Consider the following 16,769-nt stretch of genomic DNA (forward strand, 5'->3'; position numbering starts at 1 on the left):
TGTTCCCTCCGGGATACGGAGGGAACACCCCCTTGAGGCCTGCCGGTGATAAGCCTAAAGCGTGTACTCGGGTGAGTTACTCGCCCTTGGCCTTCGCGATGATCTCCTCGGCGACGTTCCGGGGAACCTCGGCGTAGGAGTCGAACTGCATCGAGTAGCTTGCGCGACCCGAGGTCTTGCTGCGGAGGTCGCCGACGTAGCCGAACATCTCCGACAGCGGCACCAGGCCCTTCACGACGCGGGCGCCGGCACGCTCCTCCATGGCCTGGATCTGGCCACGGCGGGAGTTGATGTCACCGATGACTTCACCCATGTAGTCCTCGGGCGTGGTGACCTCGACGGCCATCATCGGCTCGAGGAGAACCGGGGACGCCTTGCGCGCGGCCTCCTTGAAGGCCTGCGAACCGGCGATCTTGAAGGCGAGCTCGGAGGAGTCGACCTCGTGGTAGGCGCCGTCGATGAGCGTGACGCGCACGCCCGTCATCTCGTAGCCCGCCAGGATGCCGAACTGCATGGCCTCCTGAGCGCCCGCGTCCACCGAGGGGATGTACTCCTTGGGGATGCGGCCACCGGTGACCTTGTTCACGAACTCGTACGAGGCGTCGCCGCCGTCGATCGGCTCGATCGCGATCTGCACCTTGGCGAACTGGCCGGTGCCGCCGGTCTGCTTCTTGTGGGTGTAGTCCACACGCTCGACGGTCTTGCGGATCGTCTCGCGGTACGCGACCTGCGGCTTGCCGACGTTGGCCTCGACCTTGAACTCGCGCTTCATACGGTCGACGAGCACGTCGAGGTGAAGCTCGCCCATACCACCGATGATGGTCTGGCCGGTCTCCTCGTCCGAGTGAACCTGGAAGGAGGGGTCCTCCTCCGCGAGCCGCTGGATGGCGACACCCAGCTTCTCCTGGTCACCCTTGGACTTGGGCTCGATGGCGACCTGGATGACCGGCGCCGGGAAGTCCATGGACTCCAGGATCACCGGGTTCTTGTCATCGGCCAGCGTCTCACCGGTGGTGGTCTGCTTCAGGCCCATGACGGCGACGATGTCGCCCGCGCCCACCGACTCGATCTCCTCACGCTTGTTGGCGTGCATGCGGTAGATCTTGCCGATGCGCTCCTTCTTGCCCTTCACGCTGTTCAGCACCGCGGTGCCGGCGTTCAGGCGACCCGAGTAGACCCGGATGAAGGTGAGCTTGCCGAGGTGCGGGTCGCTCGCGATCTTGAAGGCGAGAGCGGCCAGCGGCTCGTCGTCGGACGGCTTGCGCGCGACGGCCTTCTCCGGGTCCTTCACGTCGTGGCCCTCGATGGCCTCGACGTCCAGGGGGGAGGGGAGGTAGCGCACGACCGCGTCGAGCAGGGGCTGCACGCCCTTGTTCTTGAACGCGGTGCCGCAGAACACGGGGGTGACCGTGGTGTCGCCGCCCTTGCCGGAGGCGATGGTGATACGACGGATCGCGGCGTACAGCTGCTCCTCGGTGGGCTCCTGGCCCTCCAGGTACAGCTCCATGATCTCTTCGTCGTTCTCGGCGACGGTCTCGACGAGCTTGCCGCGGTACTCCTCGGCAGCCTCGGCGTGCGTGGCCGGGATGTCGACGACGTCGTACATCTCACCCTTGGTGGCCTCGGCGGACCACACAAGAGCCTTCATGCGGACGAGGTCGACGACGCCCTTGAAGTCCGCCTCGGCGCCGATCGGCAGCTGCATCACGATCGGGGTCGCGCCCAGGCGGTCCACGATCATGTCGACGCAGCGGTGGAACTCCGCGCCGGTCCGGTCGAGCTTGTTGACGAAGCAGATACGCGGCACGCCGTAGCGGTCCGCCTGACGCCAGACGGTCTCGGACTGCGGCTCCACACCGGCGACACCGTCGAACACGGTCACGGCGCCGTCGAGGACGCGGAGCGAACGCTCCACCTCGACGGTGAAGTCGACGTGACCCGGGGTGTCGATGATGTTGATGGTGTGGTCGACGTCCTCGAGCGGCCAGTGGCAGGTCGTCGCGGCGGACGTGATGGTGATGCCGCGCTCCTGCTCCTGCTCCATCCAGTCCATCGTGGCAGCGCCGTCGTGAACCTCACCGATCTTGTAAGAAACACCGGTGTAGAACAGGATCCGCTCGGTGGTGGTCGTCTTGCCCGCGTCGATGTGGGCCATGATCCCGATGTTGCGGACCTTGCCCAGGTCAAGCGAAGTGGTAGCCATAAGGCTTCAGTCTTCTCTCGGTCTCGATGTGGGTGCGACTACCAGCGGTAGTGCGCGAAGGCCTTGTTGGACTCGGCCATCTTGTGCGTGTCCTCGCGCTTCTTGACCGAGGCGCCGAGGCCGTTCGAGGCGTCCAGCAACTCGTTCATCAGGCGCTCGGTCATGGTCTTCTCACGACGGGCGCGGGAGTAGCCCACGAGCCAGCGCAGCGCGAGAGTGGAGGCACGGCCGGGCTTGACCTCGACCGGGACCTGGTAGGTGGCGCCACCGACACGGCGGGACTTGACCTCGAGCGCCGGCTTGACGTTCTCGAGGGCGCGCTTCAGCGTGATGACCGGGTCGTTGCCGGTCTTCTCGCGGAGGCCTTCCATGGCGCCGTAGACGATGCGCTCAGCGGTGGACCGCTTGCCGTTGAGCAGGATCTTGTTGATCAGCGAGGTCACCAGAGGAGAACCGTAAACCGGGTCGATGATGACCGGGCGCTTCGGGGCGGGGCCCTTACGAGGCATTCTTACTTCTCCTTCTTGGCGCCGTAGCGGCTGCGGGCCTGCTTGCGGTTCTTGACACCCTGGGTGTCAAGCGAACCGCGGATGATCTTGTAGCGAACACCCGGCAGGTCCTTCACACGGCCACCACGCACGAGCACGATGGAGTGCTCCTGCAGGTTGTGTCCCTCACCCGGAATGTAGGCCGTGACCTCGATGCCGGAGGTCAGACGCACACGCGCGACCTTACGGAGGGCCGAGTTCGGCTTCTTCGGGGTGGTCGTGAACACACGCGTGCAGACGCCGCGGCGCTGAGGGGAACCCTCGAGTGCGGGCGTCTTGTTCTTCTCGACCTTGTCCTGCCGGCCCTTCCGGACCAGCTGCTGGATCGTAGGCACTACTTCTCCGGTTTCTGTGTGCCGTGTAGTAAAACTAACCTGGAACGTCGCCGACCCACGCGGTCGGGTGTGTCGAATCCTGCCCGCCGCCGCCGAAGGCAGCGAAAGTGGCGGATTGCGGTGGCCGATCGAGGCTCGCCGTGCGGCTGTAGACACGCAGACGAGCCAAGGCACACCCCAGGCACAAGGTCTGAGCGTACCTACCGCATTCCCTTCGGTCAAAACAAATGCCCACGCGCGGGAGGTCTCGGGCGGGCAGCCCTCCCGGCGGGTAGGCGGCCCGCGGGTGGATACGGGGACGAATGGCCCCGGCCTGGCGCGAGCGGACGGCAGCGGGGCGCAGGACGTCCAAGGGCCGACGCCCTTGAACCCGCCCACACCGCATCGCGCACGAAGCGCAGCCGCCTCCCGGGCACAGGGGCAGAGCCCCGCGGCGCAGCGGCCACGGGCTATCCCCCTGCACCCGCTCGGCCCGCAGGCCACCTCCCGGGAAGCGGAGGGAACCTGCGATGGAGGAGCCGGAACGACGGCCCGCCTCCGGCATCCAGGGGCGGAGCCCCCGCGGGCAGCGGCCGGGGGTGTCACCCCGGCACCCGCACGAAGGACGCCTTCACCGCGCGGCCGCGCGGCTGCGCGAGCCGGGGGCGAAGTCCCAGCACTCCGAGGCACAGCGCAGAGCCCCGGCGTTACGAGGCGCCCGCCGACGCCCCGCACCCCCGCGCCGGGGGCGAAGCCCCGGCGCTACCGGGTACAGGGCGAAGCCCCTCGTCAGGGGATGGAGCCCCGCACTCCAGGCGCCGCAACGCCAAAGGGCGGGCACCCGCACAGGATGCCCGCCCTTGGCTCAGACGTACGCCTTACTGGTTGTACGGACCGTAGTCGTAGTCCTCCAGCGGAACGGCCTGGCCGGAGCCCGTGCCGAACGGCGAGTAGTCGATGTCGTCGTACCCGACGGCCGAGTACATCGCGGCCTTCGCCTCCTCGGTCGGCTCCACCCGGATGTTGCGGTAGCGGGACAGCCCCGTACCGGCCGGGATGAGCTTACCGATGATGACGTTCTCCTTGAGGCCGATCAGGGAGTCCGACTTGGCGTTGATCGCCGCGTCGGTCAGGACCCTGGTCGTCTCCTGGAAGGACGCCGCCGACAGCCACGACTCGGTGGCCAGCGAGGCCTTGGTGATGCCCATCAGCTGCGGACGGCCGGAGGCGGGGTGCCCGCCCTCGGTGACGACCCGGCGGTTCTCGGTCTCAAACTTCGACCGCTCCACCAGCTCGCCCGGCAGCAGCTCGGCGTCGCCGGACTCGATGATCGTCACCCGGCGCAGCATCTGCCGGATGATGATCTCGATGTGCTTGTCGTGGATCGACACACCCTGCGAGTTGTAGACCTTCTGGACCTCGCCGACCAGGTGGACCTGGACCGCGCGCTGGCCGAGGATGCGCAGCACGTCGTGCGGGTTGGTCGCACCGAAGGTGAGCTTCTGGCCCACCTCGACGTGGTCGCCCTCGCTCACCAGGACCTTGGCGCGCTTCGAGATCGGGAACGCCGTCTCGTCGCTGCCGTCGTCCGGGGTGACGATGATCTTCTTGGTCTTCTCGGTCTCCTCGATGCGGACCCGGCCCGCGGCTTCGGAGATCGGGGCCACACCCTTGGGGGTACGGGCCTCGAAGAGCTCGACGACACGGGGCAGACCCTGGGTGATGTCGTCACCGGCCACACCACCGGTGTGGAAGGTACGCATCGTCAGCTGGGTGCCCGGCTCACCGATGGACTGGGCGGCGATGATGCCGACCGCCTCACCGATGTCGACCAGCTTGCCGGTGGCCAGCGAACGGCCGTAGCAGTACGCACAGGTGCCGACCGCGGACTCGCAGGTCAGGACCGAGCGGGTCTTGACCTCCTCCACGCCCGCGGCGACGAGCTGCTCGATGAGCACATCGCCCAGGTCGACATTGGCCGGCGCGATGACCTTGCCGTCGACGACGACGTCCTCGGCGAGCATGCGCGCGTACACGGACGTCTCGACGTTCTCCGCCTTGCGCAGGGCGCCGTCGGCGCCCCGGTCGGCGATCCGCAGCTTCAGACCGCGGTCGGTGCCGCAGTCCTCCTCGCGAATGATCACGTCCTGGGAGACGTCGACGAGACGACGGGTCAGGTAACCCGAGTCGGCGGTACGCAGAGCGGTGTCCGCGAGACCCTTACGGGCGCCGTGGGTCGAGATGAAGTACTCCAGCACGGACAGACCCTCGCGGAAGGACGCCTTGATGGGCCGCGGGATGGTCTCGTTCTTCGCGTTGGACACCAGACCACGCATACCGGCGATCTGACGCATCTGCATCATGTTTCCGCGAGCACCCGAGTTGACCATCATGAAGATGGGGTTGGTCTTCGGGAAGTTCACGGTCATGGCCTCGGCGACCTCGTTGGTCGCGTTGGTCCAGATGCCGATGAGCTCCTGGGTCCGCTCGTCCTTGGTGATCAGACCGCGCTCGTACTGCTTCTGGATCTTCTCGTCCGCGGCCTCCCACTTGGCGACGATCTCCTTCTTCGCCTCGGGGACGACGACGTCGGAGATGGCCACGGTGACGCCGGAGCGGGTCGCCCAGAAGAAGCCGGCCGCCTTCAGGTTGTCGAGCGTCGCCGCCACGATGACCTTCGGGTAGCGCTCGGCGAGGTCGTTGACGATCTCGGAGAGCTGCTTCTTGCCGACCGCGTAGTCGACGAACGGGTAGTCCTCGGGCAGCAGCTCGTTGAAGAGCGCACGGCCCAGGGTGGTGCGCAGCCGGAAGCTGTCGCCCTGCTGCCACGGAGCGGTGATGGCGTCCTCGCCCTGCTCCTCGGCCGGAGGCGTCCAGCCGCGCGGCGGGATGGCGCCCACCGGGAAGCGGATGTCGACCTTCGCCTGGAGCGACAGCTCCCGGGCGTCGAAGGCCATGATCGCCTCGGCGGTCGAGTTGAACGACCGGCCCTCGCCGACGACCTCGCGCTCTTCCTCCTCGGAGGTGAGGAAGTACAGGCCCAGCACCATGTCCTGGGTCGGCATGGTCACCGGACGGCCGTCGGCCGGCTTGAGGATGTTGTTCGAGGACAGCATCAGGATGCGGGCCTCGGCCTGCGCCTCCGCGGACAGCGGCAGGTGCACGGCCATCTGGTCGCCGTCGAAGTCCGCGTTGAAGGCGGTGCAGACCAGCGGGTGGATCTGGATGGCCTTGCCCTCGACCAGCTGCGGCTCGAAGGCCTGGATGCCGAGGCGGTGCAGCGTGGGCGCGCGGTTCAGCAGAACCGGGTGCTCCGCGATGACCTCTTCCAGCACGTCGTACACGACCGTGCGGCCGCGCTCGACCATGCGCTTGGCGCTCTTGATGTTCTGCGCGTGGTTCAGGTCGACCAGGCGCTTCATCACGAACGGCTTGAACAGCTCCAGCGCCATCGCCTTCGGCAGGCCGCACTGGTGCAGCTTGAGCTGCGGGCCGACGACGATCACGGAACGGGCCGAGTAGTCGACTCGCTTGCCGAGGAGGTTCTGACGGAAGCGGCCCTGCTTGCCCTTGAGCATGTCGGACAGCGACTTCAGCGGGCGGTTGCCGGGGCCCGTGACCGGGCGGCCGCGGCGGCCGTTGTCGAACAGCGCGTCGACGGCCTCCTGCAGCATCCGCTTCTCGTTGTTCACGATGATCTCGGGGGCGCCGAGGTCAAGGAGACGCTTGAGGCGGTTGTTGCGGTTGATGACGCGGCGGTACAGGTCGTTCAGGTCGGAGGTCGCGAAGCGGCCACCGTCCAGCTGCACCATCGGACGCAGGTCCGGCGGGATCACCGGGACGCAGTCCAGCACCATGCCCTTGGGGCTGTTGGAGGTCTGCAGGAAGGCGGAGACGACCTTGAGGCGCTTGAGCGCACGGGTCTTCTTCTGCCCCTTGCCGGTGCGGATGATCTCGCGGAGGCGCTCGGCCTCCTCCTCCAGGTCGAAGGACTCCAGGCGCTTCTGCAGCGCGGCGGCGCCCATCGAGCCGTCGAAGTAGGTGCCGAAGCGGTCGCGCAGCTCGCGGTAGAGCAGCTCGTCGCCCTCGAGGTCCTGGACCTTGAGGTTCTTGAAGCGGTTCCACACCTCGTCGAGCCGGTCGATCTCGCGCTGCGCGCGGTCGCGCAGCTGCTTCATCTCACGCTCGGCGCCCTCGCGCACCTTGCGGCGCACATCGGCCTTGGCGCCCTCGGCCTCCAGCTCGGCCAGGTCGGTCTCGAGCTTCTTGGCGCGGGCCTCCAGGTCGGCGTCGCGGCGGTTCTCGATCTGCTGGCGCTCGACGGAGACATGGGCCTCCAGCGAGGGCAGATCGCGCGTACGGCGCTCCTCGTCCACGTACGTGATCATGTACGCGGCGAAGTAGATGACCTTCTCCAGGTCCTTCGGCGCGAGGTCCAGCAGGTAGCCCAGGCGCGAGGGGACACCCTTGAAGTACCAGATGTGGGTGACCGGCGCGGCCAGTTCGATGTGGCCCATCCGCTCACGGCGCACCTTGGCGCGGGTGACCTCGACACCGCACCGCTCACAGATGATGCCCTTGAAGCGCACACGCTTGTACTTGCCGCAGTAGCACTCCCAGTCCCGGGTAGGACCGAAGATCTTCTCGCAGAAGAGTCCGTCCTTCTCGGGCTTGAGCGTGCGGTAGTTGATGGTCTCCGGCTTCTTCACCTCGCCGTGGGACCACTGTCGGATGTCGTCCGCGGTCGCCAGGCCGATCCGCAGCTCGTCGAAGAAGTTGACGTCGAGCACTATGCGTCAATCCCTCTCAGGGTCGTGTCAATCAATGGTCTGTACGGGCCCGGGGCCGGCCGGGGCTCTCATGGGTGGGAGCCCCGGCCAGGCCCGTCAGACCTCTTCGACGCTGCTCGGCTCGCGCCGGGACAGGTCGATACCGAGCTCCTCCGCAGCGCGGAAGACGTCCTCGTCGGTGTCGCGCATCTCGATGGACATGCCGTCCGACGAGAGCACTTCCACGTTGAGGCACAGGGACTGCATCTCCTTGATGAGCACCTTGAAGGACTCGGGGATGCCGGGCTCCGGGATGTTCTCGCCCTTGACGATGGCCTCGTAGACCTTCACTCGGCCGGTGACGTCGTCGGACTTGATGGTCAGCAGCTCCTGGAGGGCGTAGGCGGCGCCGTATGCCTCCAGCGCCCACACCTCCATCTCACCGAAGCGCTGGCCACCGAACTGGGCCTTACCACCCAGCGGCTGCTGGGTGATCATCGAGTACGGGCCGGTCGAACGGGCGTGCAGCTTGTCGTCGACCAGGTGGTGGAGCTTGAGGATGTACATGTACCCGACGGAGATCGGGTCCGGGAACGGCTCGCCGGAGCGGCCGTCGAACAGCCGCGCCTTGCCGGACGGCAGGACCATGCGGTCGCCGTCGCGGTTGGGGACGGTGTGCTCCAGCAGACCGGCCAGCTCGTCCTCACGGGCGCCGTCGAAGACCGGGGTCGCGACATTGGTGCGCGGCTCGACCTGGTCGGCGCCGATGTGCTGCAGTCGCTGGGCCCACTCGTCGGCGAGGCCGGAGACGTCCCAGCCCTGGCTGGCGAGCCAGCCGAGGTGGATCTCCAGCACCTGTCCCGGGTTCATTCGGGACGGCACACCCAGCGGGTTGAGGATGATGTCGACCGGGGTGCCGTCCTCCAGGAACGGCATGTCCTCGATCGGCAGGATCTTCGAGATGACGCCCTTGTTGCCGTGGCGGCCGGCGAGCTTGTCACCATCGGTGATCTTGCGCTTCTGCGCCACGTAGACGCGGACCAGCTGGTTCACGCCGGGCGGCAGCTCGTCGCCCTCCTCACGGTCGAAGACGCGAACGCCGATGACCTTGCCGGTCTCGCCGTGCGGCACCTTCAGCGAGGTGTCACGGACCTCACGCGCCTTCTCACCGAAGATCGCGCGGAGCAGGCGCTCCTCCGGGGTCAGCTCGGTCTCACCCTTCGGGGTGACCTTGCCGACCAGGATGTCGCCCGCGACGACCTCGGCGCCGATGCGGATGATGCCGCGTTCGTCGAGGTCGGCGAGGACCTCCTCGGAGACGTTCGGGATGTCCCGGGTGATCTCCTCGGGGCCCAGCTTGGTGTCACGGGCGTCGACCTCGTGCTCCTCGATGTGGATCGAGGACAGCACGTCGTCCTGGACGAGGCGCTGCGACAGGATGATCGCGTCCTCGTAGTTGTGGCCCTCCCACGGCATGAAGGCGACGAGCAGGTTCTTGCCGAGCGCCATCTCGCCGTGCTGGGTGGCCGGACCGTCGGCGAGCACCTGGCCCTCGACGACCCGGTCGCCCTCGGAGACGATCACCTTCTGGTTGACCGAGGTGCCCTGGTTGGAGCGGGAGAACTTGGCGACGCGGTACGTGGTGTACGTGCCGTCGTCGTTGGCGACGGTGATGTAGTCGGCCGAGACCTCCTGGATCACACCGTCCTTCTCCGCCTTGATGACGTCGCCGGCGTCGGTGGCGCAGCGGTACTCCATGCCGGTGCCGACGAGCGGGGCCTCCGCCTTGATGAGCGGAACGGCCTGGCGCATCATGTTCGCGCCCATGAGGGCACGGTTGGCGTCGTCGTGCTCCAGGAACGGGATCATGGCCGTGGCGACCGACACCATCTGGCGCGGCGAGACGTCCATGTAGTCGACCTCGGTCGGCGGCACGTAGTCGACCTCGCCGCCGCGGCGGCGGACCAGCACGCGGGCCTCGGCGAAACGCAGCTCCTCGTTGAGAGTGGCGTTGGCCTGGGCGATGACGAAGCGGTCCTCCTCGTCGGCGGTCAGGTAGTCCACCTCGTCGGTGACCTGGCCGTCGACGACCTTGCGGTACGGCGTCTCGACAAAGCCGAACGCGTTGACCCGGCCGTACGAGGCGAGCGAGCCGATCAGACCGATGTTCGGGCCTTCCGGCGTCTCGATCGGGCACATGCGGCCGTAGTGCGAGGGGTGCACGTCACGGACCTCGAAGCCGGCCCGCTCACGGGAGAGGCCACCCGGGCCGAGCGCCGACAGACGGCGCTTGTGGGTGAGCCCCGACAGCGGGTTGTTCTGGTCCATGAACTGGGACAGCTGGCTGGTGCCGAAGAACTCCTTGATGGAGGCGACGACCGGCCGGATGTTGATCAGGGTCTGCGGCGTGATCGCCTCGACGTCCTGGGTGGTCATGCGCTCGCGCACGACGCGCTCCATCCGGGCCAGACCCGTGCGGACCTGGTTCTGGATGAGCTCGCCGACATTGCGCAGACGGCGGTTGCCGAAGTGGTCGATGTCGTCGGTCTCGACGACGATCTGGGTGCCGCTCTCGCCGACCGTCTCCACCTCGCCGGCGTGCAGCTTCACCAGGTACTTGATGGTGGCGATCACGTCGTCGACGGTGAGCACGCCGGCGTCCAGCGGCTCGTCCGCGCCGAGCTTCTTGTTGACCTTGTAGCGGCCGACCTTCGCCAGGTCGTAGCGCTTGGGGTTGAAGTAGAGGTTCTCGAGCAGCGTCTGCGCGGCCTCGCGCGTGGGGGGCTCACCCGGGCGCAGCTTGCGGTAGATGTCGAGCAGCGCGTCGTCCTGGCCCTGGGTGTGGTCCTTCTCCAGGGTGGCGCGCATGGACTCGTAGTCGCCGAACTCCTCGAGGATCTGCTCGGTGGTCCAGCCGAGGGCCTTGAGCAGCACGGTGACGGACTGCTTGCGCTTGCGGTCGATGCGGACGCCGACCATGTCGCGCTTGTCGATCTCCATCTCCAGCCAGGCGCCCCGGGAGGGGATGATCTTGGCGGTGAAGATGTCCTTGTCGGACGTCTTGTCGATGGAGGAGTCGAAGTAGACACCCGGCGAGCGGACGAGCTGAGACACCACGACACGCTCGGTGCCGTTGATGACGAAGGTGCCCTTGTTGGTCATGAGCGGGAAGTCGCCCATAAAGACCGTCTGGGACTTGATCTCGCCGGTCTCGTTGTTCGTGAACTCGGCCGTGACGAAGAGCGGCGCGGCGTAGGTGAAGTCGCGCTCCTTGCACTCGTCGATCGAGTTCTTCGGAGGCTCGAAGCGGTGGTCGCGGAAGGTCAGCGACATCGACCCGGAGAAGTCCTCGATCGGGGAGATCTCCTCGAAGATCTCCTCCAGACCGGACTTGGTGGGGACGTCCTGTCCGGACTCCAGAGCCGCCTCGACACGAGCCTTCCATGCGGCGTTGCCGAGCAGCCAGTCAAAGCTCTCGGTCTGCAGCGCGAGGAGGTTCGGAACCTCGAGGGGCTCCTTGATCTTTGCAAAGGAGATGCGCAGCGGGGCGGTGCTTGCGCCGTTGTTCGTATTCGCGGTCGAGGCGTTGCGCGAGGCGGCCAAGAGGGGGTCCTTCCGAGGGCTCGGACTCACTACGCGCGTACCGGTCCCAGGTCGGGCACGGAGACAGAACATCTCCCGACTGGTCAAAGGACCAGGTCAGGGCCGTTTCGGTCGGTGTGCTCGTACGAGGGCATGCCCCTGGTGACGGGCAGGGAGCAGCTAACAGGCAGCGCAAAGGGTCAGTGTAGCCACCTGGCCCACTGATGTCCAGTGCGGGTATCCACGACCCTCGTTGTTCTCATCTCCGCGGCTAGCCACGCGCCGTGTGGCGCACCTCGATACTGCCCGTCCGGTCGGCGATCCATGCCTCGGATACGGATCGTTGTGCCGACGCGTCCTGAGAATTGCGCGCTACGTGCGGTTCGTCAAGGCCCCCCATCGAGCGGGGCGCACGGCGAAGATCACCATACTCGCCATGTCGGCGAGTGCAAGACAGACGTCACGGGCATGCCGAAGGGCGACCACCCGGTTGGGTGATCGCCCTTCGGTGCGAGTCTCAAGCCGCCGCAAGCGGCCGGCTCAGGAGCTCAACGGGGTCACTTGACCTCGACGGAGGCGCCGGCGCCCTTGAGGGACTCGGCGGCCTTCTCGGCGGCGTCCTTGGCGACCTTCTCGAGGACCGGCTTCGGGGTGCCGTCCACGAGGTCCTTGGCCTCCTTCAGGCCCAGGGAGGTCAGCTCACGCACGACCTTGATGACCTGGATCTTCTTGTCGCCGGCGCCGGTGAGGATGACGTCGAACTCGTCCTTCTCCTCGACGGCCTCGGCGGCCGGGGCGCCCGGGGCGCCGGCGGCCACGACGGCGGCCGGGGCGGCGGCGGTGACGTCGAACTTCTCCTCGAACGCCTTCACGAACTCGGAGAGCTCGATGAGGGTCATCTCCTCGAACTGCGCGAGCAGGTCTTCCTGAGAGAGCTTCGCCATGGTGGCGGTCCTTCCACTAAGTCGGCTGGTGCCGGATGTACATGTGAGGCGGGCGTACGTTCGGCCCGCTGCGGCCGTGCCGGCTAGGCGCACCTAGACGACGGCGGCCAATGCGCGAGCCGAATTACTCGGCACCGCCCTGCTCGGCCTGCTTGGCACGAAGCGCCTCCGCGGTGCGGACGAACTTCGAGGGAAGCGCCTGGAAGAGCGCGGCAGCCTGGGACTGCTTGCCCTTCATGGCGCCCGCCAGCTTGCTGAGCAGAACCTCGCGGGACTCGAGGTCCGCAAGCTTCTTGATCTCGTCGGCGGACAGCGCCTTGCCGTCAAGGACACCGCCCTTGATGACGAGCGCGGGGTTCTCCTTGGCGAAGTCACGAAGACCCTTCGCCGCCTCGACCGGGTCACCGGTCACGAAGGCGACAGCCGTGGAGCCCTTGAGGTGCTCGTCCAGCTCGACCCCGGCCTCCTTGGCCGCGATCTTGGTCAGCGTGTTCTTCACCACTCGGTACTGAGCGTTCTCGCCGAGAGAACGACGGAGCTGCTTGAGCTGCGCCACGCTCAGTCCGGTGTAAGAGGTCACCACAGCCGCGTTGGAGTCCCGCAGCTTCTGCGTGATCTCCTCGACGGCTGCGACCTTGTCGGACGTCGCCATGAGCCTCGGCCTCCTTCCGGGTGATTCGGACCGCACGGGATCGACGAAGGAGGGGACTGGGCAAAACGAAACGCCCCGGCGCAGGCGCACGGGGCGTAGCTCGACCGAATCGGACCTTGGGTCTCTTCAGGAGCTTTCCACAGTCACCTGCGCGGGTCGTCCGCAGCTAGCGGATCCTTCGGCCTCCATACCCTCGTACGGGCACGGTGACAACCAGCGGTCTTTGGCTTCCGTGGAAGACTACGTGAACGGCCCCGGTCAGGCAAATCGGGCCGAGGGAGTGACGCCCGTCGCCGTCAGCCCTGGAGGACGGGCTCGTCGCCGGAGGCGTCGGCGCCCTCCCGCATGCCCTCTCCGAGCTTCTTCAGCTCCTGGAAGAGGTCGAAGGTCTCTTCGGCGGGCGGCGCCTGGACCTCGGCCTTGGCGCCGTAGTCGGAGTAGTCGGCCGTGATCTTCATGGTGCCCTGCGGAGTGTCCACGCCGAGGTCCATGCGGACGGGGTAGCCGTCCTCGTTGACCCAGACCTGGGTGTCGTACTCCTCGGCGCCCTGCTCCTTCATCTTGGCGAGCAGTTCCTCGCGCTCCTCGTCGCCGAGGACGGAGAGCGAGTTGTTGGACTTCAGCATCTCCTCGACGGTGAGCGTGCCCTTGTAGTGCTGGGTGTCCGTACCGTCGATCTTCTCCGGCCCGACGTGCTCGAGGTTCGGCGAGTCGAGCAGCAGCGCCAGCTGCTTGGCCGGGTCCTGGTTCATGTTCTCCAGCTGGGCGGTCAGCTGCTTCTGCATCGCCTCGTCGCCCGACGCCTCGGCGGCGGCCGCGATGTCCAGCTTCAGCCATTGCTTGCCGTCCATCTTGGCGGCCTGCTCGGAGCCCATGTCCATGTACATGGCGTTGTCGAGCCACACCATGCGCATCTGCTCGGGAGCGTCCGGAGCGGCCGTGAGCGCCTCGCCCTTCACGGTGATGTCCATGAGCGTCGGGTCCCACCCCAGGACGCCGGACATCTCCATCTCGCCGCCCTTGGCGCCGTCCACGCCCGCGGGCACGGAGATCGTCATGCGGACCTTGGCCGACTTCGCCTCTGCGGTCTTCTTGTACGCGGCCGTGATGACCTTGGTCACGGACCCGCGGGACGAGTCCACGGGCTCATTGGCGGCCTTCTTGTCACCGCCGCCCTGGCAGCCGGCCACACCGGCGACGACGACCGCAGCGGTCAGTGAGACGCCCGCGCGCCTCCATGCGGACATGCTCATGCCCCACCCCTCGTTTTTCTTTCGCGAACCTCAGCACCGTAGCGCATGCGTACGACACCCCCGTATCGAAAAACCGGCCCCCGCACCTCTGCGAGGTGGCGGGGGCCGGTTTCTCAGCGCGTTTCGCTCAGGGCGAGACCCGCGGCTGCCGTCGGTGTCAGACGGCGGCCGGGTCCTCCTCGACGAGGAGGTTGCGGGTGCGGTTCGCGTCCAGCGGGATGCCGGGGCCCATCGTGGTGGTCAGGGTCGCCTTCTTGATGTAGCGGCCCTTCGCGGCGGACGGCTTCAGACGGAGGATCTCCTCCAGAGCCGCACCGTAGTTCTCCACCAGCTTGGCCTCGTCGAAGGAGACCTTGCCGATGATGAAGTGCAGGTTCGAGTGCTTGTCGACACGGAACTCGATCTTGCCGCCCTTGATGTCGTTCACAGCCTTGGCGACATCGGGGGTGACGGTGCCGGTCTTCGGGTTCGGCATCAGACCACGGGGGCCGAGGACGCGGCCGAGGCGGCCGACCTTGCCCATGAGGTCCGGGGTGGCGACGACGGCGTCGAAGTCCAGACGGCCCTTCGAGACCTCGTCGATGAGTTCGTCGGCGCCGACGATGTCGGCGCCCGCGGCACGCGCGGCCTCGGCACGGTCACCGGTCGCGAAGACCAGGACCCGGGCGGTCTTGCCGGTGCCGTGCGGGAGGTTCACGGTGCCACGGACCATCTGGTCGGCCTTGCGCGGGTCGACGCCCAGACGCAGGGCCACCTCGACGGTGCCGTCGAACTTGGTGGTGGCGGTGTCCTTGGCGAGACGGACGGCCTCGAGGGGGGCGTAGTTCCGCTCCCGGTCGATCTTGGCGTCCGCGCCGCGGAGAGCCTTGCTGCGCTTCACTTCTTCTCCTGCTCAGTTCAGGGTGTGGAGTCGTGGTCCGGGCCAGCGCGTGGCCCTCCCACACTGTGTTGAGCATGCGGCTGCCGCCGCGTGCTCAGGCGGGGACGTTCAGCCCTCGACCGTGATGCCCATGGAACGGGCGGTGCCGGCGATGATCTTCTCGGCGGCGTCCAGGTCGTTCGCGTTCAGGTCGGGCATCTTCGTGGTGGCGATCTCGCGGACCTGGTCGCGCGTCAGCTTGGCGACCTTGGTCTTGTGCGGCTCGCCGGAGCCCTTCTCCACGCCCGCGGCCTTGAGGATCATCCTCGACGCCGGCGGGGTCTTGGTGATGAAGGTGAAGGAACGGTCCTCGTAGACCGTGATCTCCACCGGGATGACCCAACCGCGCTGCGACTCGGTCGCGGCGTTGTAGGCCTTGCAGAACTCCATGATGTTGACGCCGTGCTGACCCAGCGCGGGGCCGACCGGCGGGGCCGGGTTGGCGGCGCCGGCCTGGATCTGGAGCTTGATCAGCCCCGTGACCTTCTTCTTCTTGGGAGGCATTGCTCTCTCCGGGTCCTAGTGAGAGTGTTCAGCGCTCCACCCGATCATCCGGATGGAGGCATACCGCACAACGATAACGGGTATGGCTGCACGGCCAAAAACCGGGCAGGTCAGCACGGCCGCGAGAGCCGCACTGACCTGCCCGGACGCATTGCTCAGCAGAACGTCAGCAGCGCGCGCTGTGTCAGTTCTTCTGAATCTGGTCGAAGCTCAGCTCGACCGGGGTCTCGCGACCGAAGATCTCGACAAGGCCCTTGACCTTCTTCGAGTCGGCGTTGATCTCGTTGATGGTGGCCTGGAGCGTGGCGAACGGGCCGTCGGTGACGGTGACCGAGTCGCCGACCTCAAAGTCCAGCACCTGGACCTCGACCTTGCGGGCCGGAGCCGGCTTGCCCTCCGCCTCCGCGGCCTCGCGGGCGGCCTTCTCCTCGGCCTCCGGGGCGAGCATCTTGACGATCTCGTCCAGGGTCAGCGGGTACGGGTCGTAGGCGTTGCCGACGAAGCCGGTGACGCCGGGCGTGTTGCGGACGACGCCCCAGGACTCGTTCGTCAGATCCATCCGGACGAGCACATAGCCGGGCAGCTTGTTCTGCCGGACGTTCTTCCGCTCGCCGTTCTTGATCTGGACGATCTCTTCCTCGGGGACCTCGGCCTGGTAGATGAAGTCCTCGACGTTCAGCGAGACGGCGCGCTGCTCCAGGTTGGCCTTCACGCGCTTCTCGTAACCGGCGTAGGTGTGGATGACGTACCACTCGCCGGGAAGGCCGCGCAGCTCGTCGCGCAGTGCGGCGATCGGGTCGACGGGAGCTTCGGGCTCCGCCGCCGCCTCGGTCTCCGCGGCCTCCTCGGCCTGTGCCTCGTCGGCGGCCTCGACGGCCTCCGCCTCGGCGTCCCCCTCGGTGTGCACGGCCGCCTGCTCGGCGGGCTCGCCGGCTGCTTCCTCGGCGGCTTCCGCCTGGTCCGGCTCCACAGCGTCCGCCGCCTCAACGATGTCGAGCTGGTCCTCGGCGGACTCGATCGACTCGCTGCGGTCGTTCAGGTTCGGGTCAGACACGGTGGCTGCTTCTTCCTGGATACAGAT

General features: G+C 67.2%; 11 protein-coding genes. All 11 read right to left on the reverse strand.

The window, feature by feature from the left end; genetic code table 11:
- Positions 1-76: 76 nt before the first annotated feature.
- Positions 77-2,203 carry an elongation factor G gene (gene fusA, locus QCN29_RS12400; RefSeq protein ID WP_240135363.1) on the reverse strand — a complete coding sequence of 709 codons (2,127 nt, stop codon included), beginning with the start codon at positions 2,201-2,203 and terminating at the stop codon, positions 77-79.
- A gap of 38 nt (positions 2,204-2,241) precedes the next feature.
- Positions 2,242-2,712: a 30S ribosomal protein S7 gene (gene rpsG, locus QCN29_RS12405; RefSeq protein ID WP_100108597.1), complete on the reverse strand. Its 471-nt coding sequence runs from the start codon at positions 2,710-2,712 to the stop codon at positions 2,242-2,244.
- Between the two features lie 2 nt (positions 2,713-2,714).
- Positions 2,715-3,086 carry a 30S ribosomal protein S12 gene (rpsL, locus tag QCN29_RS12410; protein ID WP_003948652.1) on the reverse strand — a complete coding sequence of 124 codons (372 nt, stop codon included), beginning with the start codon at positions 3,084-3,086 and terminating at the stop codon, positions 2,715-2,717.
- An 857-nt stretch (positions 3,087-3,943) separates the two neighbouring features.
- Positions 3,944-7,855, reverse strand: coding sequence for a DNA-directed RNA polymerase subunit beta' (locus QCN29_RS12415; protein WP_240135364.1), 3,912 nt, complete (start codon positions 7,853-7,855; stop codon positions 3,944-3,946).
- 96 nt (positions 7,856-7,951) lie between these two features.
- Positions 7,952-11,437 (reverse strand): DNA-directed RNA polymerase subunit beta, encoded by a 3,486-nt coding sequence (gene rpoB / locus QCN29_RS12420; RefSeq protein ID WP_279927920.1) that lies wholly within the window; start codon positions 11,435-11,437, stop codon positions 7,952-7,954.
- A gap of 536 nt (positions 11,438-11,973) precedes the next feature.
- Positions 11,974-12,360 (reverse strand): 50S ribosomal protein L7/L12, encoded by a 387-nt coding sequence (gene rplL, locus QCN29_RS12425; RefSeq protein WP_279927921.1) that lies wholly within the window; start codon positions 12,358-12,360, stop codon positions 11,974-11,976.
- A 124-nt stretch (positions 12,361-12,484) separates the two neighbouring features.
- Positions 12,485-13,012: a 50S ribosomal protein L10 gene (gene rplJ, locus QCN29_RS12430; RefSeq protein ID WP_240135367.1), complete on the reverse strand. Its 528-nt coding sequence runs from the start codon at positions 13,010-13,012 to the stop codon at positions 12,485-12,487.
- A gap of 296 nt (positions 13,013-13,308) precedes the next feature.
- Complete coding sequence (locus QCN29_RS12435; protein ID WP_279927922.1) at positions 13,309-14,265, reverse strand: LolA-like protein; 957 nt, start codon at positions 14,263-14,265, stop codon at positions 13,309-13,311.
- 157 nt (positions 14,266-14,422) lie between these two features.
- Positions 14,423-15,145: a 50S ribosomal protein L1 gene (gene rplA, locus QCN29_RS12440; protein WP_240135369.1), complete on the reverse strand. Its 723-nt coding sequence runs from the start codon at positions 15,143-15,145 to the stop codon at positions 14,423-14,425.
- A gap of 108 nt (positions 15,146-15,253) precedes the next feature.
- Positions 15,254-15,688, reverse strand: a complete 435-nt coding sequence (gene rplK / locus QCN29_RS12445; RefSeq protein ID WP_067282281.1) for a 50S ribosomal protein L11 — start codon at positions 15,686-15,688, stop codon at positions 15,254-15,256.
- A 184-nt stretch (positions 15,689-15,872) separates the two neighbouring features.
- Entirely contained in the window at positions 15,873-16,742 is an 870-nt protein-coding gene (nusG, locus tag QCN29_RS12450) for a transcription termination/antitermination protein NusG (RefSeq protein ID WP_240135370.1), read from the reverse strand.
- Positions 16,743-16,769: the final 27 nt, after the last annotated feature.

The sequence above is a fragment of the Streptomyces chengmaiensis genome (genome assembly GCF_029846775.1).
In the GTDB taxonomy this organism is placed as follows: Bacteria; Actinomycetota; Actinomycetes; order Streptomycetales; family Streptomycetaceae; genus Streptomyces; species Streptomyces chengmaiensis.